The sequence below is a fragment of the Pseudomonas sp. KH_040 genome, from assembly GCF_057839305.1.
In genome coordinates, this window is the sequence record NZ_CM174487.1 from 2,899,711 (window position 1) to 2,923,684 (window position 23,974).

The following is a 23,974-nucleotide window of genomic DNA, read 5'->3' on the forward strand; positions in this document are numbered from 1 at the left end:
CCAAGCCTGCGAGGAGTTTCCATGACCGCTATTACCATTACCGACGCCGCCCACGATTACCTGGCTGATCTGCTCTCCAAGCAGAACACCCCGGGCATCGGCATCCGCGTCTTCATCACCCAGCCTGGCACCCAGTACGCCGAAACCTGCATTGCCTACTGCAAGCCGGGCGAAGAAAAACCTGAAGACACCGCGCTGGGGCTGAAAAGCTTCACCGCGTATATCGATCACTTCAGCGAAGCGTTTCTCGATGACGCCGTGGTCGACTACGCCACCGACCGCATGGGCGGTCAACTGACCATCAAGGCGCCAAACGCCAAAGTACCGATGGTCAACGCTGACAGCCCGGTCAACGAGCGCATCAACTATTACCTGCAAACCGAAATCAACCCGGGTCTGGCCAGCCACGGCGGTCAGGTCAGCCTGATCGATGTGGTTGAAGACGGCATCGCCGTTCTGCAGTTCGGTGGCGGTTGCCAGGGCTGCGGCCAGGCGGACGTGACCTTGAAGGAAGGCATCGAGCGCACCTTGCTCGAACGCATCCCGGAGCTCAAGGGCGTTCGCGACGTGACCGACCACACGCAGAAAGAAAACGCCTACTACTAAGGTGTTCGCTGCGGACATGAAAAACGGCGCCCCGTGAGCGCCGTTTTTTTATGGGCGACATTCAGGAATGCATTCGCGAGCAGGCTTCATGGGCGATAGAGGTGAGCATGCCCGGCGCGATACAACGATGACTCGCTAAAAACCTCACTGCCCAACACGCGTCCCACCAGAATCAACGCCGTACGCCGAAACCCTTTGGCCTCAACCTTCCCGGCAATATCCGCCAGCGTCCCCACCACCCAATCCTGATCCGGCCACGTCGCCCGGTGGATCACCGCAATCGGGCAGTCTGCGCCGTAATGAGGCAACAGCTCCGCCAGAATCTTCTCCAGATGGTTGACCCCCAGATGAATCGCCATGGTTGCGCCGTGCTGCGCCAGGCTGCCCAATTCCTCACCGGCCGGCATGGCGGTTTTATCGGCGTAGCGGGTCAGAATCACGCTCTGCGACACGTCCGGCAGTGTCAGTTCCGCGCCAAGCAACGCCGCACACGCAGCGGTCGCGGTCACCCCGGGAATGATCTCAAACGGAATATCCAGCTCACGCAGATAACGAATCTGCTCACCAATCGCGCCATACAGACTCGGATCGCCGGAATGCACCCGCGCCACATCCTGGCCGTTGGCATGCGCGGTTTTGATCAGTCCGATGATCTGTTCGAGGTGCAGCTCAGCGCTGTTGACCACCGTCTCGGCTTGATGGCCGTCGAGCACCGCTGCCGGCACCAACGAACCTGCATAGATAATCACCGGGCAACTGCGGATCAGCCGCTGGCCTTTGACGGTGATCAATTCCGGGTCGCCGGGGCCGGCGCCGATGAAGTAGACAGTCATCGTTAAATCCTTGGAAAAGAGGTGCAACAACGCTTCAGATGAAGATTGCTCATGATCAATGGCGGGGATTATCGGGATTTTACGCCGCGCCGGCCAATGCCAACGTGGCCTGGGCGTATTTCTGCCGGGAAATCAGCAGTTTTGCCGGTGCCTGAATCAACTGTTCGGCGAGGGCCAGTGCCGCACTTTCGGCGACGCCGTAGCAACCGGTGCGTTCGAAGGCGATTTGCGAATGGTGACTGAGTCGTTGCTGATAAGTGGCCAATTCCTCGCTGCTGAAGTACAGCAAGGGCAGGGCCAGTTGCGCGGCAAGTTCTTGCAGCCCTGGCTCGTCGCGCTTCAAGTCGATGCTGGCCAACGCTTTGACCGCTTGCAGCTCGATTCGGTGTGCCTGTAAGGCTTGGTCAAGCAATGCGCGCAGCGTGCTGGCCGGGCAGCCGCGCTGGCAGCCCAGGCCGATCACGAAGGTCGGCACTGCGCTGTCATCGGTCATGCGTGGTATTGACCATCGCTTTTGCGGCGGAACAACCAGGCGCTGATCAGGCCCAAGGCCAGCCAGAACACTACGTTGGTTAGCTGCGAAGCGATTTTGAACTGGGCTTCCAGTGCTTCCGGCGCGAGCATCGAATGCACTTGCGGCTGCGGCGCGCCGATCACGTGCGGCACGGCGAGGATGGCCACACCAAGGATCTTCATCAGCCAGTGACGGCTGAACACGATCAGCGACAGGCCGACAGCGGTCGAAGCGGCCGTGCCGATCCACCACATTTGTCGTGAGGCCAGATCAGCGGCAGCGGTGCCCGGCAACTCGGGCGGCAGGCCCAGGGTTGGCGCGAGGACGAAGGTCGCGTAACCGGCCAGACCCCAGAGCAGGCCTTGCGAGGTTTTGGTCGGCGCGCGCAGGGTGTAGAGGCCCGCGAGCATCAGGGCGAAACCGACAGCCACCACCAGATTGCCGCCTGTGGTCGATACCACGCGCTGCCAGCCGTCTTCCGGCTCCCAGGCTTCGGCATCGTGGGTGTGGCCGGCCGTGGCGCCTTCGGCGTGTTCATGAACAGCCACCGGCTCGGCTTTCTCGTAGGTTTCAGCCTGAATAATCAGCGGTGAAACCCAGAAGCTTTGCAGCAGAGTGAGGAGCAGGGCGGCCAGCAGGCCGGTGAAACCTGCGGTTTGCGCAATACGCTTGATCATGTCGGCAGGTCTCAGTGGCACGGGAACGCGGCGCTGTGACGGGTATCGTGAGCGGCGTTGTGCACCGCCTCGATGTGCGAGAAACCGGCGAAGTAGACCAGGCTGGCGCCGAGGATCGACGCGAAGATCGCAGCGCTCAGGCGTTGGCTCAGGGTGGTGGTGCTGACGATTTTGTCCGTGTTGCTGCCGGTGCTGCTGATGATCGACATGGCGCTTCCCTCTGGAGTGTCAGTGGGTGAATCGAGCGCATGAAAACCCCTGCGGGTCGGGCTCGCAGAGGTTCGAACAGCGCCCGCCCACCGCGGGTTTGTTATGTTCAGCGACGCACAAAATGCGGGCTGTGTGTTGCGGGCCGGTCTCCGGGCTCACGAGGGGTTGGCGTCAGGCCGACCTGCAAGCGTCACCTTCCCATGCCTTGCTGACACAGTGGTTTTGACGCTTCGCTCGCTTACCGTTGCGGGGGCAGCACCGGACTGACATGGGCTTGAGTAAAGCACATGATTCACCGGTTTCCCGTTTCACCCTGTGAAGGGCACCCGTAACAAGTTGTGTAGGAGAGCATGGGGGTGGGGTTTTGGTCAATTTTTGGGTGTATATCCGTTGCTGCGGGTGTTGCTGATTAGGGTTCCGCCCTTACGGCGGGTCACTTTTTCCAGACGCCCGGAGTGCCGGCCCAGAAAAAAGTAACCAAAAAGGCTTGCTCCTACGTGCGGCCCGCTCGCTGGGGCTCGGGGTTCCTTCGCTCCGGGATCGATCCGGGCGCAGCGTCTCCGGTTTGCTTCGCTGCACCTACTCCCGCTGTGTTTGGCTGCGCCAAACGGTCGCTGCGCTCCCACGCCCGGATCAATCCCTCCACTCAGCCTTCCGACGTCGCCCGTGGATCAAGATCAAGAGCAGGCGAGCTGACACTCGGCCTATTGAGTGGTGAGGAGCACAGCGTGTTCGGCTTTGGATTTGTGGTGGATTCGCCCCTCACCCCAGCCCTCTCCCGAGGGAGAGGGAGCCGATTTTTGGGCCTTTCAAAATCTGAGTTCAACGCGGTATCGCACGTCGGCGTACCTCCCCCAAACGCCTCGATCAGTCCAATCTCCCGAGGTAGAGGAAGCCGATTTATGTGCTTTTCAAAGCTTGAGTTCAACGCGATATCTCACGTCGGCGTAACCCTACCAAACCACTCGGTCAGTCCCCTCTCCCTCCGGGAGAGGGCTAGGGTGAGGGGCTCTTGATCTGGCTTTGGCTTTGGCTTTGGCTTTGGCTTTGGCTTTGGCTTTTGATCTTTTGCCCCTTCGGCAGGCCGAGCGAAGGTGTTCATCCGGGGGTTAGGCGCGCAGCGCCGTTCGACGAAGTCGAACACATCGAGAGGAGGTGCAGCGAAGCAAACCGTAGGCGATGCCCCCGGATGGACACCGTAGCGAGGGAACACTGAGCCTCAGCGAAGTGCCGTACGCCGGGGCAAAGCCTTTTGGTTCCTTTTTGGCGTTTGAAAAAGGGACTCGCTGTAAGAGCGAAACCGCCAGCGGCAGCACCCGCAGCAACGGATATGCCCCCAAAACCAAATCTCAACGCCCATTGACCCACCCTTAGACGATGCGTAGCCTTGCGCCTTCGAGGTTCTTCGGCCGTTGCCGAAGCTAAGAAGGGAACGCGGTCAATGCCGCGGCTGCCCCCGCAACTGTGAACGGTGATGTTCGCTGCCACGCCACTGCCAGCTCAACTGATGAGCCCGCGGGAAGGCGCAGCAAACGCCAGGCCCAGCGCCTGAACGCCGTCAGCCAGGAGACCTGCCTCGTCACAGATTCTCAATTCAACCGGGCGGGGTGATCCGGTGGCGAACTCTCCGGGCACGCACGCGCGTTGCCGGTTCTCGTCCCGTATGCCCGCCGCTTGCCAAAGGGCATACCGATGAAAACACTGGCCAAACTCCCCGTCACCATCGTCACCGGCTTCCTCGGTTCGGGCAAAACCACGCTGCTGCGGCACATGCTCGACAACGCTCAGGGCCGTCGTATCGCGGTGATCGTCAACGAGTTTGGCGAGTTGGGCATTGACGGTGAAATCCTCAAGCAATGCACCATCGGTTGCACCGAAGAAGAAGCCACCGGCCGCGTTTACGAGCTGGCCAACGGCTGCCTGTGCTGCACCGTTCAGGAAGAATTCTTCCCGGTGATGCGCGAACTGGTTGCCCGTCGCGGCGATCTCGACCACATCCTTATCGAAACCTCGGGCCTGGCCCTGCCAAAACCGCTGGTGCAAGCCTTCCAGTGGCCGGAAATCCGCAGCGCCTGCACCGTTGACGCGGTGATCACTGTGGTCGACAGCCCGGCCGTCGCTGCCGGCACTTTCGCCGCGTTCCCGGATCAGGTCGATGCCCAGCGCAAACTCGATCCGAACCTCGATCACGAATCGCCGCTGCACGAACTGTTCGCCGACCAACTGGCCAGCGCCGACCTCGTCATCCTCAACAAGGCCGACCAGACCAGCGCGGAAGATCTCGCTCGCGTTCGCGCTGAAGTCGCCGAAGAGCTGCCGCCAGCGGTGAAGATCATCGAAGCCAGCAACGGTCGTCTGCCACTGGACGTGCTGATCGGCCTCGGCGCCGGTTCCGAAGAACACATCGACAGCCGTCACAGCCATCATGATCACCACCACGGTGAAGGCGATGACGACCACGATGACCACGATCACGACGCCTTCGATTCGATCTCCATCGAACTGCCGCAAGCCGATGAAAGCCTGCTGCTCGACGCCCTGACGCAATTGGTGGTCAAGCACGGCATCCTCCGGGTCAAAGGTTTCGCCGCCATTCCGAACAAGCCAATGCGCCTGCTGATCCAGGGCGTGGGCACGCGTTTCGACAAGCATTTCGACCGTCAGTGGGGCGCCGATGAAGCACGCGTTACCCGTCTGGTGTTGATCGGTCAGGAACTCGACGCGGCGCAACTCGAAGCGCAACTGCGCGCCGCGCTCAGCGTTTAAACCATGCACCTGCTCAGGACCCAGCCCGGCGGTTTCGTCTCGGATGACAACATTGCCGACCTTGGACAAACCCCCGCCGAGCTGGTGATCCTGTGCAGCGGCGACTCCAGCCTGGCGCTGCTCGCCGAGGCCGCGCAGCAGTTGCCCGAGGATTATCCGAGCCTGCGTCTGGCCAATCCGATGCAGGTGCAGAATCACGCTTCGGTCGATCTGTACGTCGACGAAGTGCTGCGCCACGCCAAGGTGATTTTGATTTCGCTGCACGGCGGCATCGCCTATTGGCGGTATGGCGTTGAGCGTTTGATCGAGCTGTCCGAGCGCGGTGTGCAGGTGATTCTGGTGCCGGGCGATGACCGGCCCGACCCGGAGCTCAGCGACTTGAGCACCGTCAGCGCCGAGGATCGCGACCGGCTCTGGCAGTTCTTGCGTCAGGGCGGCCTGGGCAATGCGCTGGACTTCTTCCGCTGTCTGGCCAGCCGTTGGCTCGGCCGCGATTACCCTTGGGAAGAGCCGCAGACCCTGCCGCGCACGGCGATTTACCACCCCAATAAAACCTCCGCCGCACTGAGTGACTGGCAAGCCGAATGGCTGCCGGAAAACCCGGTGGCGGCGGTGCTGTTTTATCGTTCGCATCTGCAGGCGGCGAACACTGCTTTTATCGATGTTTTCTGCCAGCGCTTGCAGGCAGCGGGGCTGAATCCGCTGCCGATCGCGGTGGCCAGTCTGAAAGAGCCCGGCTGCCTGGCGGTGGTCGAGGATTGGCTGGATGACGTCGAGGCGGGGGTGATTCTCAACACCACCGGATTCGCTCAGTCCAGCCCCGAAGCGCCGCATCTGCGGCCGTTTCGCCGCAACATCCCGGTGATTCAGGCGATCTGCGCGCAGGACAACGAGCCCGGTTGGCGCGCCAGCGAGCAGGGCCTCGGCCCGCGCGATCTGGCCATGCACATTGCCTTGCCGGAACTCGACGGACGCATCATCAGCCGGCCGATCAGTTTCAAGGATCTGGCCTGGCGCAGTGAGCGCAGCCAGTCCGACGTGGTCTGCTATCGCGCGCAGCCTGAGCGCATGGATTTTGTCGCCGAATTGGCGCGGCGCTGGATCGATCTGGCGCGGGTGCCGAATGGCGAAAAACGCATCGCGTTGATCCTCGCCAACTACCCGACCCGTGATGGGCGCATCGGCAACGGTGTTGGCCTCGACACGCCGGCAGCGGCGCTGAATATCCTTCGCGCGTTGCAGGCTGAAGGTTATCCGATCACCGCAGAATTGCCGAGCAGCGGCACCGAGTTGATCCAGCAATTGCTCGGTGGCGTCAGCAACGATCTCGACACGATTGACCTGCGTCCGTGCCAGCAAAGCCTGGCGATGGACGCTTATTTAGCGATGTTCAACGCGCTGCCCGAGGCCAATCGCACCGCCGTTATCGAGCGCTGGGGTGCGCCGCAAAACGATCCGATGTGCCGCGACGGTCGCATGATGATCGCCGGCATTCGTTTCGGCCTGACCTTCGTCGGCATTCAACCGGCGCGCGGTTATCAGGTCGATCCGAGTGCGGTCTATCACGACCCGGATCTGGTGCCGCCGCACGGCTATCTGGCGTTCTATTTCTGGCTGCGCAACACCTACGGTGCCCACGGCGTGATTCACGTCGGCAAGCACGGCAACCTTGAGTGGCTGCCGGGCAAAGGCGTCGGGCTTTCGGAGAATTGCTGGCCGGACGCATTGCTCGGGCCGCTGCCGAACATTTATCCGTTTATCGTCAACGACCCGGGCGAGGGCGCCCAAGCGAAACGACGCACGCAAGCGGTCATCATCGATCACCTGATGCCGCCGCTGACCCGCGCCGAAACCTACGGCCCATTGCGCAATCTGGAACTGTTGGCTGACGAATATTACGAAGCACAACTGCTCGATCCGCGCCGCGCTCGCGAGTTGCAGCGCGACATTCTGCAATTGGTGCGCGAGACGCAGATCGATCGAGAACTGCAACTTGATGCCGGGCTGGACAGTGACGCCGATGCGGCGATCTGGCTGCCGCGTCTGGATACGTATTTGTGTGATCTGAAGGAATCGCAGATTCGCGATGGCTTGCACATTTTCGGCGAGTCACCGAGCGGGCGATTGCGCATTGATACGTTGCTGGCGCTGCTGCGCATTCCACGCGGAGACGGCAAGGGCGCGCAATCGAGCCTGCTGCGCGCGTTGGCCAAAGCCTTTGAACTCGGTTTCGATCCGCTCGATTGCGCGCTAGCCGATCCATGGACCGGCCCGCGCCCGGCAGAGCTGCAATCGCAAAGCGAGGAAGTCTGGCGCAGCGCCGGCGACACCCGCGAACGCCTCGAACTGTTTGCCACCGCGTTGATCTCCGAGTCCCTGCAAATCCCTTGTGGGAGCGAGCCTGCTCGCGAAGGCGTCGTATCAGTCGCTAAAGATTTACCTGATCCACCGCTTTCGCGAGCAGGCTCGCTCCCACAGGGGCCGGCGTGGGCTGAAGTCAGCGCAATCATCGACCATCTGCGCGAAGTCGTCGCCCCACGCCTCGATGCCTGCGGCCCCGCCGAAATGCGCGGCCTGCTCGACGCCCTCAGCGGTCGTTTCGTCCCTGCCGGCCCGAGCGGCGCGCCGAGTCGCGGCCGCCTCGACGTGCTGCCCACCGGGCGTAATTTCTACTCGGTCGATGTGCGTAACCTGCCGACCACCACCGCGTGGCGCATCGGTTTCCAGTCGGCGACGTTGATTCTCGAACGCCATCTCCAGGACCACGGCGATCACCTGCGCCAGCTCGGTTTATCGGTCTGGGGCACGGCAACCATGCGCACCGGCGGCGACGACATCGCTCAGGCAATGGCGCTGATGGGCGTGCGTCCGGTGTGGGCCACCGGCAGTCAGCGCGTGGATGATTTCGAGATTCTGCCGCTGAGCCTGCTCGACCGCCCGCGCGTCGATGTCACGTTGCGGGTTTCCGGATTTTTCCGCGATGCGTTCGCCAATCTGATTCGCCTGTTCGACGCGGCGGTGCAGGCAGTAGCGGCACTGGATGAACCGGACGATCTCAACCCATTGGCCGCCAAAGTACGAGCCGAGCGCGAGGCACTGTTGCAGTCGGGCGTTGATGAGGACACCGCACGGCGTCAGGCCGGTTGGCGGATCTTCGGCGCCAAACCCGGTGCCTACGGCGCGGGCGTGCAGGGCGCGATCGATGGCCGTTTGTGGCAGAGCCGCGACGATCTGGCCGAGGTTTATCTGAACTGGGGCGCTTACGCCTATGGCGGTGCCGATGAAGGTACGGCCGCCCGCGAGCAATTCGTCCAGCGCCTGAGTCAGGTGCAAGCGGTGCTGCAGAATCAGGACAATCGCGAGCACGACTTGCTTGATTCCAACGACTATTACCAGTTCCAGGGCGGCATGCTGGCTGCCGTGGAAACCTTGCGTGGCGAGGCGGCGGCCAGTTATCACGGCGATCACAGTCAACCGGATCTGCCGAAGATTCGCACGTTAAAGGAAGAGCTCAACCGGGTGATTCGCTCACGGGCGGCCAATCCGAAATGGATCGACGGGGTCAAGCGCCACGGCTATAAAGGCGCGTTTGAACTGGCGGCGACGGTTGATAACCTGTTCGCGTTCGATGCCACCACGCAGTTGATCGATGACCATCAGTACGCTTTGCTGGCCGATGCCTATTTGCTCGATCCGGCAACTCGGGAGTTTGTTCGCGAGCATAATCCGCATGCGCTGAGGGACATGACCGAGCGCATGTTGGAGGCTCAACAGCGGGGGATGTGGCAGGAGCCGGGGGTTTATAAAGAGGCGCTGGAGAATCTGTTGTTGGACATAGAAGAAGATGTGTAGCCGGTTAAAAGCTACCCTCACCCCAGCCCTCTCCGAGCCGATTTGTGTTGGCTTTGGTGCCTGAGTTCAACGCGATAAATCAGGTCGGCGTACCTCGAAAGAACACCTCGGTCAGTTCCCCCTCCCTCCGGGAAAGGGCTAGGGTGAGGGCTACCCCAACTGACGCCCCACAACACTCAAACACACCAAAGACCACGACAGAGAAAACCCAAATGACCGACACCCCGCATTTCCCCCTCTCCGCCGTGGTCGGCGCCGATGACCTGAAACTCGCCCTGTGCCTCACCGCCATCGACCCGAAAATCGGTGGCGTGCTGATCGAAGGCCCGCGCGGCATGGCCAAATCCACCTTGGCCCGTGGCCTGGCGGATCTGCTCGCCAGCGGTCAATTCGTCACTTTGCCTCTGGGCGCTACCGAAGAACGCCTGGTCGGCACCCTCGACCTCGACGCCGCCCTCAGCGAGGGGCGAGCGCAGTTTTCGCCGGGCGTACTGGCCAAGGCTGACGGCGGCGTGCTCTACGTCGATGAAGTCAATCTGCTGCCGGATCATCTGGTGGATCTGCTGCTCGACGTTGCAGCCAGCGGCACCAACCTGATCGAGCGCGACGGCATCTCCCATCGGCATTCGGCGAAGTTCGTGCTGATCGGCACGATGAACCCGGAAGAGGGCGAGCTGCGTCCGCAACTGCTTGACCGCTTCGGCCTGAACGTTGCCCTCAGTGGCCACACGGCGCCGACCGAGCGCGGGCAGATCATCCGTCGGCGTCTGGATTTCGACAGCGATCCGCAAGCGTTCTGCACGCAGTGGGAAGCTGAGCAACAAGCCCTGCGTGTGCGTTGCGAAAATGCTCGCGCTGCCTTGGCCAATATTGCGCTGGACGATGCCGCACTGGCGCAGATCACCGAGCGTTGCTTTGCTGCCGGCGTCGATGGACTGCGTGCCGACCTGGTCTGGTTACGCGCCGCTCGTGCTCACGCGGCATGGCGCGGGGCTGAGGTGATTGGCGAGGAAGACATCGACGCCGTGGCCGAGTTTGCCCTGCGCCATCGGCGCCGTGAGCAAGCGCCATCGAGTCCGCAACAACCGGCTCAGGCGCCGGCCGAGACTCAGGCATCACCGAGCGAAGGGCAGGGCCAGTGGGGTGACATGCCGGCGCCGGCGCTCGCCACCGGCGCCCGCCGCGAAGTGCCGAGCTGGCCAAAAAAGCCTTAGGCATTCGTCCCCGATCCGATGCGGGGGCGAATGCCAGACCCCGCGCCGGACGGCTGGACAACGGACGTCAGGGCAAGCGCCATACGGCCCGCAGCGGTACGGTGAACTGGCCGGGCACGTTGCTCCAGGGGCGTCCTCGGGTTCGTGAAGATCTGCTGTTTCAACTGCGCACACGCTCGCCGCATGAGCTGTGGCTGGTGATCGTCGATGCCTCCGCCTCGACGCGGCGTCATCAGGCCTTGAGCGATGCCAAAGGCCTGCTCGCGCAACTGTTCGATGACGCCTATCGCCAACGGGCGCGCCTGGCCTTGTTGACGGCCAGCGGCTCGGCGCCGAAATGGCAGGTGCAAGGGTTGAAGGCCTCCAGCGGTTTGCATAGCTGGCTGGAGGCGTTGGGCGCTGGCGGCGGCACACCGTTGCTGGCGGCGCTGGGGCAGGCAGAGCAATGGCTGGCGGTGCGCCGCAAGCGCTTTCCCGCCGAGCAGCAGCGGCTGTTGGTGGTGACCGATGGGCGTTTGAAACAGTGGTCGGGATTACCGGCGCTAGCGTGTCCGGGGTTGTTGATCGATATCGAGCGTGGGCCGATCCGGTTGGGGCGGGCACGGGATCTGGCTTCAGCGTTGGGATCCGAGTATCGACACATTGATGAGCTGATTTCTCTCTAACCTTTTCGGCGATTGTTCTACCGTCTTCGCGAGCAGGCTCACTCCTACATTTGGAATGCGTTCCCCTGTAGGAGTGAGCCTGCTCGCGATTGCATCGACCCGGTCTAGAACCGAACACTCAAAACCCGCATCCCTGCTCTATGCTGCACCCAGCCCAATCACAAGGAGTGAGCGATGCGCGTTCTGGTCAAAAACCCTCAAGACGACTTCCGCGTCAAAGCCTACGCCGGCACCAACGGCGTGCTGCTGGCCATGGATCTGGCCGAACCCCGGCGCAAAGGCCTGCTGGGATTTGCCATCGAAAAGCAGCAGGGCGCCAAACCCTGGTTGTTCCTGTTCAACAGCCTGACCTTCCCGAATAAGGCTCACACCTTTCCCCAATTCCACGCGACACCAAGCGATACCGCGCCGCTGCAGAAATTTCGCTGGGCGGATTACGCGGTCAATCCGGGCATGACCCTCCACTATCGCGTGCATCTGGCCTACGGCACAGCCGATGCCGTGCAGTTGGGCGAGTCGCTGGAGCTGACGATCACTTCCGATGACGGCCAGCCGAGCAACCAAAGCGTGAATTTCAATCGAGCCGTTGCTGCCAGTCAGGCCTTCCAGCGCAAGTTTCCCGATCTCGACGCGCAGATCAGCGCCAATAAAAACATGCCCATCGAAGCCTGGCCCGATGCGGCCCGTCAGTGGCTGGAAAACGGTTTGCTCGGGCGCTTGCTGGGTTTTATCGAGCGTGCCGTCGATGACCAATGGGCGCTGGACATTGCCATCTACGAATATCAATTGCAGGCGATCGTCGTAGCGGTGAACGCGGCGTTCGCGCGGGGCGTGAAGGTGCGGGTGCTCTACCACGCCCGGCCGGACGATGAAGACACCACAATCAACGAAGCGAGTCTGGCGGCACTGCCTGCGGCGAGCAAACGCGGGCGAGTGACCCATAACATCTTTCACAACAAATTCATGGTCCTCAGTCGCGTCGGTGTCAGTGGTGAGCATCACCCTGAAGCGGTTCTGTGTGGCAGCACTAATTTCACCGCCAACGGGGTCTACCGGCAGGCCAACGTGGTGCATGTGCTGGACGATGAATCGATCGCCGCGAGTTATCAGCAGACGTTCGAGCAGATCTGGGTGCAGCCGGACGACGTCGGTGCAACCCGTGACTGGATCACCGAACACAATCCGATGAATCCGCAGCAGCCGTTATTTACCGGGTTTTCACCGCGTACCGGCGGGGCTGACCTGCAGGCGTTCGAGAACATCATCAGCGCGGCAAAAAAGGACGTGCTGTTCGTCACCGCGTTCTCGCTGCCGGACGCGATCCTTAATGCCTTGCTTGGCCAGCCCCACGACGACATTTTGCGTTATGGCCTGCAAAACACCGCCAGCCGCATCACCGGGTTTCACGCCGACCGCAGCGCCGAATTCGCCGCCACCGCTTTGCTCAATACCGGTCTGGAAGGCTGGCTGCGCGAGAACATGAAAGGTCAGAAAGGCAATCTGCTGGTGCACACCAAAGCGGTGGTCACCGACTTCACCACCGATACGCCGACCATCATCAGTGGCAGCCATAACCTCAGCGCTTCGGCCAGCAATGGCAACGATGAAAACTACCTGATCATTCGCGGCGACACCGATCTGGCGGATCGTTACGGGCTGGAACTGCTGCGATTTTACGAGCATTACCGGTTTCGCTATTTCGCGAAGAAACTGGCGTTGAAGCAGGTGAGTCCATTGGCCGTGGATGATCGCTGGACCAATGATTACTACGTCGAGGGGGATTTGCGGCAGTTGTCCCGGCTGCGTTTTGCCGGACGCTGAAACCGTACTGTAGGAGCTGTCGCAGGCTGCGATCTTTTGATCTTGTTTTTAAGAATCAAAATCAAAAGATCGCAGCCTGCGGCAGCTCCTACAGAGGTATTCGGGGCGGATTACAGATTTTGAAATGATTTGCCGCTGTAGGAAATGTTCCCAAAGCCTGTACGCTCCAAGGCCACTTTTCATTCAGGATCTACATGAACACCCTCTCGGAGCCTCCCAGTTTCAGCTTCCCTTCGCGTCATGGCGCGGTCTTGACGCACTCGCAGCATCCAGTTTTCCGACACCCGACTATCGTTGCTAACGCGGCCCCAGAGCCTTTGCGTTGCGCTTTGCCGTGTCCGGCAGCCTGAATCAATCGAGAGAGATAGAGACGTTTTATGGAATGGTTAGCGGATCCCACGGCCTGGTTAGGCTTGTTGACTTTGATCGTGCTGGAACTGGTGCTGGGTATCGACAACCTGGTGTTCATCGCAATCCTCGCGGATAAATTGCCGCCGCATCAACGTGATCGTGCACGGATTATCGGCCTGTCGCTGGCGCTGATCATGCGTCTTGGCCTGTTGGCGAGTATTTCCTGGCTGGTCACCCTCACGCAGCCGTTGTTCGAGGTGTTCGACAAGAGCTTCTCCGGCCGCGACCTGATCATGCTGTTCGGTGGTGTGTTCCTGCTGTTCAAGGCCACCATGGAATTGCACGAGCGCCTTGAAGGCCACATCGGTGAGCGCACGACCAACGCCGCTTATGCCTTGTTCTGGCCGATCGTCGCGCAGATTGTGGTGCTTGATGCAGTGTTCTCCCTCGATGCGGTGATCACGGCGGTGGGCATGGTCGATGAATTGGCGGTGATGATGATCGCGGTGATCATCTCGATTGGCTTGATGATTGTCGCGAGCAAGCCGCTGACGCGCTTCGTCAACGCGCACCCGACGGTGATCATGCTGTGTCTGGGCTTCCTGATGATGATCGGTTTCGCCCTGACCGCCGAAGGTCTGGGCTTCCACATTCCGAAAGGTTATCTGTACGCCGCCATCGGTTTCTCGATTCTGATCGAGGTGTTCAACCAGATCGCCCGGGCACGCCGCAAGCGCTCGATGCAGGGTTTACGGCCGATACGCGAGCGCACGGCTCACGCGGTCATGCGTTTGCTGGGCGGGCGCAAACTGGCGGTGGAAGAGGTCGGCGAGGAACTCTCCGACCTGCTCGACGACGGTGACGCGCCAAATACCGAACTGTTCGATCGTCGTGAACGGGTGATGATCAGCGGTGTGCTGCAACTGGCCGAGCGGCCGATTCGCGGGCTGATGACCGTGCGCGCCGATGTCGACACGATTGATCTGGCCGATGACCGCGAGGCGATTCGTACGCGCTTGATGCACTCGTCCTATTCGCGTCTGCCGTTGATTCGCAACGGTGCGGTGGATGAGCCGTTGGGCTTCGTGCACAAGAAGGAACTGCTCAAGGAATACCTGGCCGGCACCGAGCCGAACCTGGAACACCTGGCGCGCAAGACCATCAATTTGCTCGACAGTTACTCGATCCTCAACGCACTGGAGCAGATGCGCGCTGCGTCGACGCACATTGCCTTCGTGGTCAACGAGTTCGGCGACTTTGTCGGCGTATTGACCATGACCGACATTCTCGAATCGATTGCCGGTGAGTTGCCCGATGCCAGCGAAATCGAAGGCCCGGACGTGGTCGAGGAGCAGGGCGGGTTTATGGTCAGCGGTGCGTTGAATCTGGCGCGGGTGCGCCAACGCACCGGGTTTGGCGCCAAGCCGACCGAGGACTATCAGACCATGGCCGGGTTGGTGATGAGCCTTCTTGATCGTCTCCCGGTCATTGGTGATCGTCTGGAACTTGAAGGCTGGCACATGACGGTCAAAGCGGTGGAAGAGCGGCGGGTGACGCGGGTGCTTTTGGAGCGCGCGCCAGCGTAATCCTTGAGTTCTCTACGAAACGTGCCGGCCACTTCGCGAGCAAACTCGCTCCCACATTGGAATGCGTTTCAAATGTGGGAGTGAGCCTGCTCGCGAATGCTTGGGTTGATCCATTGTTCATCCTGACGTACCACTGCCTTGCTGTTCCTTGGGCGTTTTTACTTCCGGCTTTCGACGTCACTGCTCGAATGAGTGCGCTTCAAACAAGAGAACAGGAAGCTGGATTTATCCCCTGACACCGAACAGGGATCTCCACTACACCACGATTCGCTCAAGGGTGTTTTTCGGTTCTCTAGTCTCCAGACTCAGTAGCACCAGACTGCCAAATTGCGCGGCGGCGACGCTGTTTGCTCCGTCTGTCTGGAGTCTGACTGTGGCGCCGGTCGTGCCGGCTGGCGCGAGGATCCAGTCGGTTCGCACTTGCCAGTTTGGATCGTCTGTCAGCGCCAACTCAAGTTCGTCGCCAGCAGGATGTAGCGTCAATATCACGCGAGCCGTGGAGCCGGATGCAGTCTTGATTCTGGCGGACAGCGCATATTCTTCGGCTTCAGATTGGAAAATGACGTCCTGACTGATGTATCCGGGTGAAGTGATCCTGCAGTCATCCTCGTTGAATTTCACCTGATCTGGATGGCTCACTGACCAGTCTTTCTCGCCTTCGTAGAACTCGCCATTCCTGATCAAATTCGTCATGTCCTTATCCCTCCCTGCGACTTTTTGGTTAACCCGGCTTCGGAACCTTCAGCCTGTTCAGCACTGACTCCGCAGGTGCGCACGTGCAACGGTGCACAGAGTACGAAGTGTCTGACGCAGCCAGGGCAGATCATGCGTTTTTTTACGGACGGCAACGGGCGCCTTGGTCTTGCCGATGTGCTCGGCGAAATCCCGTGCGAGGGTTTCTTCCGTGCCGATGCCTTTGAGTTTTTTCACCAGCCTGCCGTTCTTGTAGAACAGTACGGTGGGCGTACCGGTTACCAGCGGATGACGGGCAGTTTCGCTGGTATTGAGCATGTAGATATTGGCGCGATGCCGGTATGGCTCGGCCGTCTGGCGAAAAGTCGGCCCGGCCCACTCGCAGGCGGGGCAATGTTCGTTAGCGAAATAAAGGATTACTGGGCGCCAGGTTTTCAGGGCTTTGCGATAGGTGGGGGGCAACGTGGCGAGAGGGATATTCGCGCTCATGAGAATCTCCTTTTCAGTTGTCGCTGTTTCACTAAACGGTAATCCAGCGCGCTCCGCACGCCTACTGTCAGAGTTGACAGGTGTCACGCGCATTGTTTTGTGTCATGCGCCCCGCAATGTGGCGCGAATACCCGGCGTGTGTAGCCAACGGTAGCGAGTCTTCATGGTGTCTTTGGTAACAGCGCCATTGTCTTTTTCTGCATCTCTTTGATTTCGAAAACTTTTAATTCCACTACAGATTCCCCAACAATCCTGTGGCACACTTTCTGCTGTCTATTCCGTAGTAACAAACCGTGTTCCGGTATAGCGGAATAAACACCATTCTGGAGTGCTTGCCATGCATCGCCGTCCTTCGTTGTTCAAAGCGTGTGTTTTTGTTCTTGCGGCTTCGTCCGCTGTCATGGGTATGGCCCAGGCAGCCGACAGCAAACTCGACAGTGTTCTGGCCCGTGGCAAATTGATCGTGGGCACCGGTAGCACCAATGCGCCGTGGCACTTTCAGGGCGCGGACGGCAAGTTGCAGGGCTTTGATATCGACATCGCGCGGATCGTCGCCAAAGGTCTGTTCAATGATCCGAGCAAAGTCGAGTTCGTGGTGCAGTCGTCCGATGCGCGGATTCCCAATCTGCTGACCGACAAGGTCGACATGAGCTGCCAGTTCATCACCGTTACCGCCAGCCGCGCGCAACAAGTGGCGTTCACCCTGCCGTACTACCGCGAAGGCGTCGGCCTGTTGCTGCCGAATAACAGCAAGTACAAGGAAATTGAAGACCTGCAGGCCGCCGGCGACAGCGTCACCGTGGCGGTGCTGCAAAACGTCTATGCCGAAGAACTGGTGCATCAGGCATTGCCGAAAGCCAAGGTCGATCAGTACGACAGCGTCGACCTGATGTATCAGGCGGTGAACTCCGGCCGCGCCGATGCCGCCGCCACCGACCAGTCCTCGGTCAAATACCTGATGGTGCAGAACCCTGGCCGCTACCGCAGCCCAAGCTATGCGTGGAGCCCGCAAACCTATGCGTGCGCGGTGAAACGCGGCGATCAGGACTGGCTGAACTTCGTCAACACTGCGCTGCATGAAGCCATGACCGGCGTTGAATTCCCGACTTATGCGGCGTCGTTCAAGCAATGGTTCGGTGTAGATCTGCCTTCGCCAGCAATTGGTTTCCCAGTCGAATTCAAATGATCCCGTGAGAGTGGGGCGATTAAAGTCGCCCCGCTCAAGGTACTGCTGACCATGAACTATCAGTTGAACTTTGCCGCCGTCTGGCGCGATTTCGACACCTTGCTGGCGGGGCTCGGTCTGGGCCTCGAACTGGCGCTGGTGTCGATCGCCATCGGCTGCGTGATCGGCCTGCTGATGGCGTTTGCCTTGCTCTCGAAGCATCGCGCCTTGCGGGTGCTGGCCTCGGTGTATGTCACGGTGGTGCGTAACACGCCGATTCTGGTGTTGATTCTGTTGATCTACTTCGCGCTGCCGAGTCTGGGCATTCGTCTGGACAAGATTCCCTCGTTCATCATCACGCTGTCGTTGTATGCCGGGGCGTACCTGACCGAAGTGTTCCGTGGCGGCTTGCTGAGTATTCCCAAGGGCCAGCGTGAAGCCGGGCTGGCGATCGGTCTCGGCGAGTGGCAGGTCAAGGCCTACGTCACCGTGCCGGTGATGTTGCGCAACGTCTTGCCGGCGCTGTCGAACAACTTCATTTCGCTGTTCAAGGACACCTCGCTGGCTGCCGCGATCGCGGTGCCGGAGCTGACCTATTACGCGCGCAAGATCAACGTCGAGAGCTACCGGGTGATTGAAACCTGGCTGGTGACCACGGCGTTGTATGTCGCAGCCTGTTACCTCATTGCCATGCTGCTGCGCTACCTCGAGCAGCGTCTGGCGATCCGCCGATAGGAGGCTGCGATGTACGAATCTCCCAGTTGGTTACATGAGTTGTGGGTCGCACGCGAGCCACTGTGGCAGGGTTTTTTGACCAGCGTGCAAGTGTCGGCGCTGGCGATTCTGCTCGGCACGATGCTCGGCGTTATTACCGGGTTGGTGCTGACGTACGGCAAGTTCTGGATGCGCGCACCGTTTCGGTTTTACGTCGATCTGATTCGCGGCACGCCGGTGTTTGTGCTGGTACTGGCCTGCTTCTATATGGCGCCGGCACTCGGCTGGCAGATCAGCGCATTTCAGGCCGGGGCCTTGGGGCTGACGCTGTTCTGCGGCTCCCACGTCGCTGAAATCGTGCGGGGTGCGCTGCAAGCCTTGCCGCGCGGGCAGATGGAGGCGAGCAAAGCCATCGGCCTGACGTTTTATCAATCCCTCGGTTATGTGCTGTTACCCCAGGCACTGCGGCAGATCCTGCCGACCTGGGTCAACTCGTCCACCGAAATCGTCAAGGCTTCGACCTTGCTCTCGGTGATCGGCGTGGCCGAATTGCTGCTCAGCACGCAACAGATCATCGCCCGGAACTTCATGACCCTGGAGTTTTATCTGTTCGCCGGTTTTCTGTTCTTCGTCATCAACTACGGCATCGAATTACTCGGCCGGCACATTGAAAAGCGGGTGGCCCTGCCATGACTCAAGCTCAAGTTTCTCCACAGAATCAGGCGTTGCTGGACATCCGTGGCCTGCACAAACAGTACGGCGCAGTAGAAGTGCTCAAAGGTGTCGATCTGAGCATGCAGCGCGGCAACGTGGTGACGCTGATCGGTTCCAGCGGTTCGGGTAAAACCACGCTGCTGCGTTGCGTGAACATGCTCGAAGAATTCCAGGGCGGACAGATCCTGCTCGACGGCGAATCCATCGGCTATGACGAGGTCAACGGCAAGCGAGTGCGGCATGCGGAAAAAGTCATCGCCCGCCATCGTGCGATGACCGGCATGGCGTTCCAGCAGTTCAACCTGTTCCCGCATTTGACCGCGTTGCAGAACGTCACCCTGGGCTTGCTCAAGGTGAAGAAAATGCACAAGGACGAAGCCGTCGTCCTCGCGGAAAAGTGGCTGGAGCGCGTCGGCTTGCTGGAGCGGCGCAATCACTTTCCCGGTCAGTTGTCCGGCGGTCAGCAACAGCGCGTGGCGATTGCCCGGGCGATTGCGATGAACCCGAGTTTGATGCTGTTCGACGAAGTCACTTCGGCCCTCGACCCTGAGTTGGTCGGCGAAGTGCTCAACGTGATCAAGGGCCTGGCCGAAGACGGCATGACCATGCTGCTGGTGACCCACGAGATGCGTTTCGCCTTCGAGGTCTCGGACAAAATCGTTTTCATGAATCAGGGGCGGATCGAAGAGCAGGGGCCTCCCAAGGAACTGTTCGAGCGCCCGCAATCGCCGCGTCTGGCTGAGTTTCTCAAGAGCACGCGGTTTTAACTTTCGTTTTGTAATCAGGAGAAGCACCCATGAGCATTACGCGTTACGGCACCGGCAGCACCGCCGCTGGCGGCCAGCCACGTCCCTTCGCTCGCGCCGTTGAAGCGGATGGCTGGCTGCATGTGTCCGGCCAGGTGCCAGCGGTGGATGGCGAGATTATTGTCGGCGGCATCGTCGAGCAGACCCATCAGACCATGAAGAACCTGATCGCGATTCTCGAAGAGGCCGGTTATGGCCTGGAAGATGTCGTGCGTGCCGGGGTGTGGCTGGATGATCCGCGTGATTTCAGCAGTTTCAACAAGGTTTTCGGCGAGTACTTCAAACCTGAACACGCACCGGCGCGGGCCTGTGTGCAGGCGAGCATGATGGTCGATTGCAAGGTCGAGATCGACTGCATCGCGTACAAGAAGAAGGCTTGAAAATTGCTGTGTTGCTTAGGCCGCAGCCCCTCACCCTAACCCTCTCCCAAGGGAGAGGGGACTGATCTGTATCGATGTGGATTTTGCGTATGACGCTTACATTTACATCGATACGGTCAGGCTCTTTCTCTCTGGGAGAGGGGACTGATCTGTATCGATGTGGATTTTGCGTATGACGCTTACATTTACATCGATACGGCCAGGCTCTTTCTCTCTGGGAGAGGGGACTGATCTCCATCGATGCAGATTTTGGCGGCTGACCACGACATGTGCATCGATCCAGTCAGGCTCCCTCTCCCTCAGGGAGAGGGCGGGGGGTGAGGGCAGCAATCCAACTGACACAACACCAAGGGCCAGTTACCATCCGGCGACTTTGAATGGGAACCACTGAAATGACCGAAGACACCATCAAACGCCGGGCACGCGGTCTGGACCGGGCGTTCGATATCCTCGATTTCCTCAAGGAGATCGGCCAGCCGCTGCGCCCCAACGACATCGCCAACGGCATCGGCAGCCCGAAATCCACGGTCTACGAACTGGTCGCGTCGCTGCTCGAGCGACGAATTCTGGAGCCGGTGGGCAAGGACGGTCATGTCTATCTGGGCCGGCAGTTGTATTTTCTCGGTCAGGCGCATTTGCGTCATTTCGACCTCAGCCGCGAGGCCGATCACGCCTTGCAGGAGATCGTCAGCCAGACCCATGAAACCGCGCAGATGTGCCTGCTCAACGGCCGTAAATACACAGTGGCGTTGATGAAGGAGGGCGAGCGGCATTTCCGCATTTCCTCCGATATCGGTGAAAACGCCCCCATCCCGTGGACGGCTTCCGGGCGTCTGTTGCTCGCGCACTTGAGCGATCAACAGATCATCGACCTGATCGACGAAGACGACTTCATCCTGCCCGATGGCGAACGTCTGCCGCTGGAGCGTTTTCTCGCGGAAATCCGTCAGGCGGGTATCGATGGATTCTTTTCCTTCGACAGCGTCGCCGACACCTTTACCCACTGCTTCGCCGCACCGGTCAAAGACCCTCAAGGCGTAGCGATTTGCACTTTGTGCATCGTCGCCCCGCGGGCCGATGCGAAGAACAATTACAACGACTATCGCCGAGTGCTGATCGAGAGCGCCAACAGCCTCGCCCGGCGCATCAACGAATAACCACGGCTGCCTGCGGCCGCGAAAGTGAGGAGTTCGACCATGACGACTGCCATCAATACTGCTGTGGAAAAGGGCGACGCCGCCATCGGCGCGCAACTGGTACGCGACGTCAGCCTGCCGGCGCTGGTGCTGCACCGCGAAGCGCTGGAGCACAACATCCGCTGGATGCAGAAGTTTGTCAGCGACAGCGGCGCGCAGCTTGCGCCTCACGGCAAAACCAGCATGACCCCGGCACTGTTCAAGCGTCAGCTCGACGCCGGTGCCTGGGGCATCACCCTCGCCAGCGCGACCCAGACTCGCGCCGCTTACGCCCATGGTGTGCGCCGGGTGCTGATGGCTAACCAACTGGTTGGCACGCCGAACATGGCGCTGATTGCCGATCTGCTCGCCGATCCGTCGTTCGATTTTTACTGCATGGTCGATCACCCGGACAACGTCGCGGATCTCGGCGCCTACTTCGCCACGCGCGGGGTGAAGCTGAACGTGATGATCGAATACGGCGTAGTCGGCGGGCGTTGCGGTTGCCGCAGCGAACAGGAAGTCATCGAACTGGCCAAGGCGATCACCGCGCAACCGGCGCTGGCCCTGACCGGCATTGAAGGTTACGAAGGGGTGATTCACGGTGATCACGCGGTCAGTGGCATTCGTGAATTTGCCGCGTCACTGGTGCGCCTGGCGGTGCAATTGCAAGACAGCGGCGCGTTCGCTATCGGTAAGCCGATCATCACTGCCTCGGGTTCGGCGTGGTACGACCTGATTGCCGAATCGTTCGAGGCACAAAACGCATCCGGACGTTTCCTCAGTGTGTTGCGTCCCGGCAGTTACGTGGCCCATGACCATGGCATTTACAAGGAAGCGCAGTGCTGCGTGCTTGATCGTCGCAGTGATCTGCACGAGGGCTTGCGCCCGGCGCTGGAAGTCTGGGCGCACGTGCAGTCGCTGCCCGAGCCGGGCTTCGCGGTGATCGCACTGGGCAAGCGTGATGTTGCGTTCGATGCCGGTTTGCCGGTGCCGTTGTTGCGTTACAGGGCCGGTGTGGTGCCGGCGCTGGGCGAGGATGTCGGTGCGTGCAAAGTCACGGCGGTGATGGATCAGCACGCGTTCATGAGGGTGGCGCCGGGCGTTGAATTGCGTGTGGGTGACATCATTTCCTTTGGTACGTCGCACCCGTGCCTGACGTTCGACAAGTGGCGTGTGGGGTTGCTGGTGGATGAGCAGTTGTCAGTGATCGAGAGCATGGAGACTTGCTTCTAAAGCTTGAGACCGAGTCGCGGCCATTCGCGAGCAGGCTCGCTTGCACAGGGGAATGCATTTCAAATTGTGGGAGCGAGCCTGCTCGCGAAAGCGCCCGTCCAGACACCAGCGATCAACCAGAGACACCACAACATGACCACCCTAAGCCCCTTGGGCCCGAACACCCCGCGCATTGCCCTGATCGGCGAGTGCATGATCGAACTGCAGCAGCGTGCCGACGGCAGCCTGCAGCAAAGTTTCGGCGGCGACACCCTGAACACGGCGGTGTATCTGTCCCGCGCCATGGGCGACAAGGCCCAGGTCGACTACGTCACCGCGCTGGGAGATGACAGCTTCAGCGACGCCATGTGCCAGATCTGGAGCAGCGAAGGTATCGGCCTCGGTCTGGTGCAGCGTCTGCCGGGTCGCTTGCCGGGCCTGTATTGCATTCAGACTGACGCCAACGGCGAACGGCGCTTTCTCTACTGGCGCAACGAGGCCGCCGTGCGCGACTGTTTCACCACGCCAGCCGCCGCGCCGATTCTTGCGGCGTTGCCGGATTACGATGTGCTGTATTTCAGCGGCATCACCCTGGCCGTGCTCGGTGCGCTCGGCCGGGAAAAACTGATCCAGACCTTGATCGAAGCACGGCAGCGTGATGCGCGCATCGTCTTCGATAACAACTACCGGCCACGGTTGTGGGCTTCTGTAGAAGACGCGCGGACGGCGTATCGCAGCGTGTTGCCTTACGTTGATCTGGCGTTGCTGACCGTGGATGACGAACAGGCGCTGTTCGGTTTCGCCGATGGCGACGCGGTGTTTGCCGCTTACACGCAGTTCGGCACGCCGGAAGTGGTGCTAAAGCGCGGCGCCGAGGCGTGTCTGATTCGCTGTGATGGTGAGGCATTTGAAGTGCCGGCGCAGAAGGTCGGGAAAGTGGTGGACACTACGGCGGCGGGGGATTCGTTCAGTGCGGCGTATCTGGCCAGGCGACTGCTGGGGGGGAGTCCGGCGGAGGCTGCCGAGGCGGGGCATCTGCTGGCAAGTCGGGTGATTCAGGTGCCAGGAGCACTGATCCCCAGAACTTGAAATGCAATCCCTGTAGGAGCTGGCGAAGGCTCGGGCCGCGATCGGACGATCTTTTGATCTTGTTTTTCAAGATCAAGATCAAAAGATCGCAGCCTCGTTTCACTCGACAGCTCCTACACAGCTCCTACACAGCTCCTGTGAGGAAAGTATTAATCCCGGTAAAACACCTGCACCAGGTGATAGCCGAACTTGCTCTTGATCGGCCCATGCACAGTGCGCAGCGGTTTCTTGAAAATCACCGCATCAATCGCCCCGACCATCTGCCCCGGCCGCACTTCACCCAGATCGCCGCCGCGCTTGCCGGACGGGCAGGTCGAAAATTTCTTCGCCAGCACATCAAACGCTTCACCCTTGGCGATGCGTTGTTTGAGCTGTTCGGCCTCTTCGGCGGTTTTCACCAGAATGTGGCGGGCTTGGGCTTTCATCGTGCGGTACCTGA

General features: G+C 60.4%; 22 protein-coding genes and 2 riboswitches. Of the genes, 15 read left to right on the top strand and 7 right to left on the bottom strand.

What is annotated here, in order from left to right; genetic code table 11:
* The first annotated feature begins 21 nt into the window (after positions 1 to 21).
* Positions 22 to 606, top strand: coding sequence for a Fe-S biogenesis protein NfuA (gene nfuA / locus AC3IUF_RS13060; RefSeq protein ID WP_007912592.1), 585 nt, complete (start codon positions 22 to 24; stop codon positions 604 to 606).
* A gap of 86 nt (positions 607 to 692) precedes the next feature.
* Here the strand turns inward: nfuA and cobM are convergent, their stop codons facing one another.
* The 4 genes from cobM to AC3IUF_RS13080 form a co-directional block, all read right to left on the bottom strand.
* Entirely contained in the window at positions 693 to 1,439 is a 747-nt protein-coding gene (cobM, locus tag AC3IUF_RS13065; protein ID WP_489281202.1) for a precorrin-4 C(11)-methyltransferase, read from the bottom strand.
* Positions 1,440 to 1,518: 79 nt separating this feature from the next.
* On the bottom strand, positions 1,519 to 1,932 hold the full coding sequence (locus AC3IUF_RS13070; RefSeq protein ID WP_007912596.1) for a cobalamin biosynthesis protein: 414 nt from the start codon (positions 1,930 to 1,932) through the stop codon (positions 1,519 to 1,521).
* Positions 1,929 to 2,630, bottom strand: a complete 702-nt coding sequence (locus AC3IUF_RS13075; RefSeq protein ID WP_489281204.1) for a CbtA family protein — start codon at positions 2,628 to 2,630, stop codon at positions 1,929 to 1,931. The genes AC3IUF_RS13070 and AC3IUF_RS13075 overlap by 4 nt, the downstream gene beginning before the upstream one ends.
* An 11-nt stretch (positions 2,631 to 2,641) precedes the next feature.
* Positions 2,642 to 2,839 (bottom strand): CbtB domain-containing protein, encoded by a 198-nt coding sequence (locus tag AC3IUF_RS13080; RefSeq protein WP_007912603.1) that lies wholly within the window; start codon positions 2,837 to 2,839, stop codon positions 2,642 to 2,644.
* Between the two features lie 124 nt (positions 2,840 to 2,963).
* A riboswitch (cobalamin riboswitch) is annotated at positions 2,964 to 3,185 on the bottom strand.
* A gap of 1,036 nt (positions 3,186 to 4,221) precedes the next feature.
* A riboswitch (cobalamin riboswitch) is annotated at positions 4,222 to 4,433 on the top strand.
* A 99-nt stretch (positions 4,434 to 4,532) separates the two neighbouring features.
* Here AC3IUF_RS13080 and cobW point away from each other — a divergent pair.
* The 6 genes from cobW (at position 4,533) to AC3IUF_RS13110 (ending at position 15,095) form a co-directional block, all read left to right on the top strand.
* Complete coding sequence (cobW, locus tag AC3IUF_RS13085) at positions 4,533 to 5,606, top strand: cobalamin biosynthesis protein CobW (protein WP_093430911.1); 1,074 nt, start codon at positions 4,533 to 4,535, stop codon at positions 5,604 to 5,606.
* 3 nt (positions 5,607 to 5,609) lie between these two features.
* A complete protein-coding gene (cobN, locus tag AC3IUF_RS13090; RefSeq protein WP_489281206.1) occupies positions 5,610 to 9,458 on the top strand; it encodes a cobaltochelatase subunit CobN in 3,849 nt (1,282 codons plus the stop codon).
* Positions 9,459 to 9,670: 212 nt separating this feature from the next.
* A complete protein-coding gene (locus AC3IUF_RS13095; protein ID WP_414915203.1) occupies positions 9,671 to 10,672 on the top strand; it encodes a magnesium chelatase ATPase subunit I in 1,002 nt (333 codons plus the stop codon).
* Complete coding sequence (locus AC3IUF_RS13100) at positions 10,654 to 11,337, top strand: vWA domain-containing protein (RefSeq protein WP_489281635.1); 684 nt, start codon at positions 10,654 to 10,656, stop codon at positions 11,335 to 11,337. The genes AC3IUF_RS13095 and AC3IUF_RS13100 overlap by 19 nt, the downstream gene beginning before the upstream one ends.
* A gap of 174 nt (positions 11,338 to 11,511) precedes the next feature.
* On the top strand, positions 11,512 to 13,158 hold the full coding sequence (locus tag AC3IUF_RS13105) for a phospholipase D-like domain-containing protein (protein ID WP_489281208.1): 1,647 nt from the start codon (positions 11,512 to 11,514) through the stop codon (positions 13,156 to 13,158).
* Between the two features lie 377 nt (positions 13,159 to 13,535).
* A complete protein-coding gene (locus AC3IUF_RS13110) occupies positions 13,536 to 15,095 on the top strand; it encodes a TerC family protein (protein ID WP_489281210.1) in 1,560 nt (519 codons plus the stop codon).
* Positions 15,096 to 15,350: 255 nt separating this feature from the next.
* Here the strand turns inward: AC3IUF_RS13110 and AC3IUF_RS13115 are convergent, their stop codons facing one another.
* Positions 15,351 to 15,788, bottom strand: a complete 438-nt coding sequence (locus AC3IUF_RS13115; protein WP_007912336.1) for a hypothetical protein — start codon at positions 15,786 to 15,788, stop codon at positions 15,351 to 15,353.
* 57 nt (positions 15,789 to 15,845) lie between these two features.
* On the bottom strand, positions 15,846 to 16,277 hold the full coding sequence (locus AC3IUF_RS13120; protein ID WP_489281212.1) for a thioredoxin family protein: 432 nt from the start codon (positions 16,275 to 16,277) through the stop codon (positions 15,846 to 15,848).
* A gap of 337 nt (positions 16,278 to 16,614) precedes the next feature.
* Here AC3IUF_RS13120 and AC3IUF_RS13125 point away from each other — a divergent pair, with 337 nt between their 5' ends.
* The 8 genes from AC3IUF_RS13125 to AC3IUF_RS13160 all read left to right on the top strand — a co-directional run bounded on the left by AC3IUF_RS13125 (position 16,615) and on the right by AC3IUF_RS13160 (position 23,535).
* A complete protein-coding gene (locus AC3IUF_RS13125; RefSeq protein ID WP_007912334.1) occupies positions 16,615 to 17,463 on the top strand; it encodes a transporter substrate-binding protein in 849 nt (282 codons plus the stop codon).
* Positions 17,464 to 17,514: 51 nt separating this feature from the next.
* Complete coding sequence (locus tag AC3IUF_RS13130) at positions 17,515 to 18,177, top strand: amino acid ABC transporter permease (RefSeq protein WP_003225455.1); 663 nt, start codon at positions 17,515 to 17,517, stop codon at positions 18,175 to 18,177.
* A 9-nt stretch (positions 18,178 to 18,186) separates the two neighbouring features.
* A complete protein-coding gene (locus tag AC3IUF_RS13135; protein ID WP_007912332.1) occupies positions 18,187 to 18,849 on the top strand; it encodes an amino acid ABC transporter permease in 663 nt (220 codons plus the stop codon).
* Positions 18,846 to 19,637, top strand: a complete 792-nt coding sequence (locus tag AC3IUF_RS13140; protein ID WP_007912331.1) for an amino acid ABC transporter ATP-binding protein — start codon at positions 18,846 to 18,848, stop codon at positions 19,635 to 19,637. Before AC3IUF_RS13135 ends, AC3IUF_RS13140 begins: the two co-directional genes overlap by 4 nt.
* Positions 19,638 to 19,666: 29 nt before the next feature.
* Entirely contained in the window at positions 19,667 to 20,056 is a 390-nt protein-coding gene (locus AC3IUF_RS13145; RefSeq protein ID WP_007912330.1) for a RidA family protein, read from the top strand.
* Positions 20,057 to 20,448: 392 nt separating this feature from the next.
* On the top strand, positions 20,449 to 21,213 hold the full coding sequence (locus AC3IUF_RS13150; protein ID WP_007912327.1) for an IclR family transcriptional regulator: 765 nt from the start codon (positions 20,449 to 20,451) through the stop codon (positions 21,211 to 21,213).
* 39 nt (positions 21,214 to 21,252) lie between these two features.
* A complete protein-coding gene (locus tag AC3IUF_RS13155; RefSeq protein WP_489281215.1) occupies positions 21,253 to 22,467 on the top strand; it encodes an amino acid deaminase in 1,215 nt (404 codons plus the stop codon).
* 132 nt (positions 22,468 to 22,599) lie between these two features.
* Entirely contained in the window at positions 22,600 to 23,535 is a 936-nt protein-coding gene (locus tag AC3IUF_RS13160) for a sugar kinase (protein ID WP_489281216.1), read from the top strand.
* Between the two features lie 149 nt (positions 23,536 to 23,684).
* Here the strand turns inward: AC3IUF_RS13160 and AC3IUF_RS13165 are convergent, their stop codons facing one another.
* Complete coding sequence (locus AC3IUF_RS13165) at positions 23,685 to 23,960, bottom strand: peptidylprolyl isomerase (protein ID WP_007912322.1); 276 nt, start codon at positions 23,958 to 23,960, stop codon at positions 23,685 to 23,687.
* Between the last annotated feature and the right edge of the window lie 14 nt (positions 23,961 to 23,974).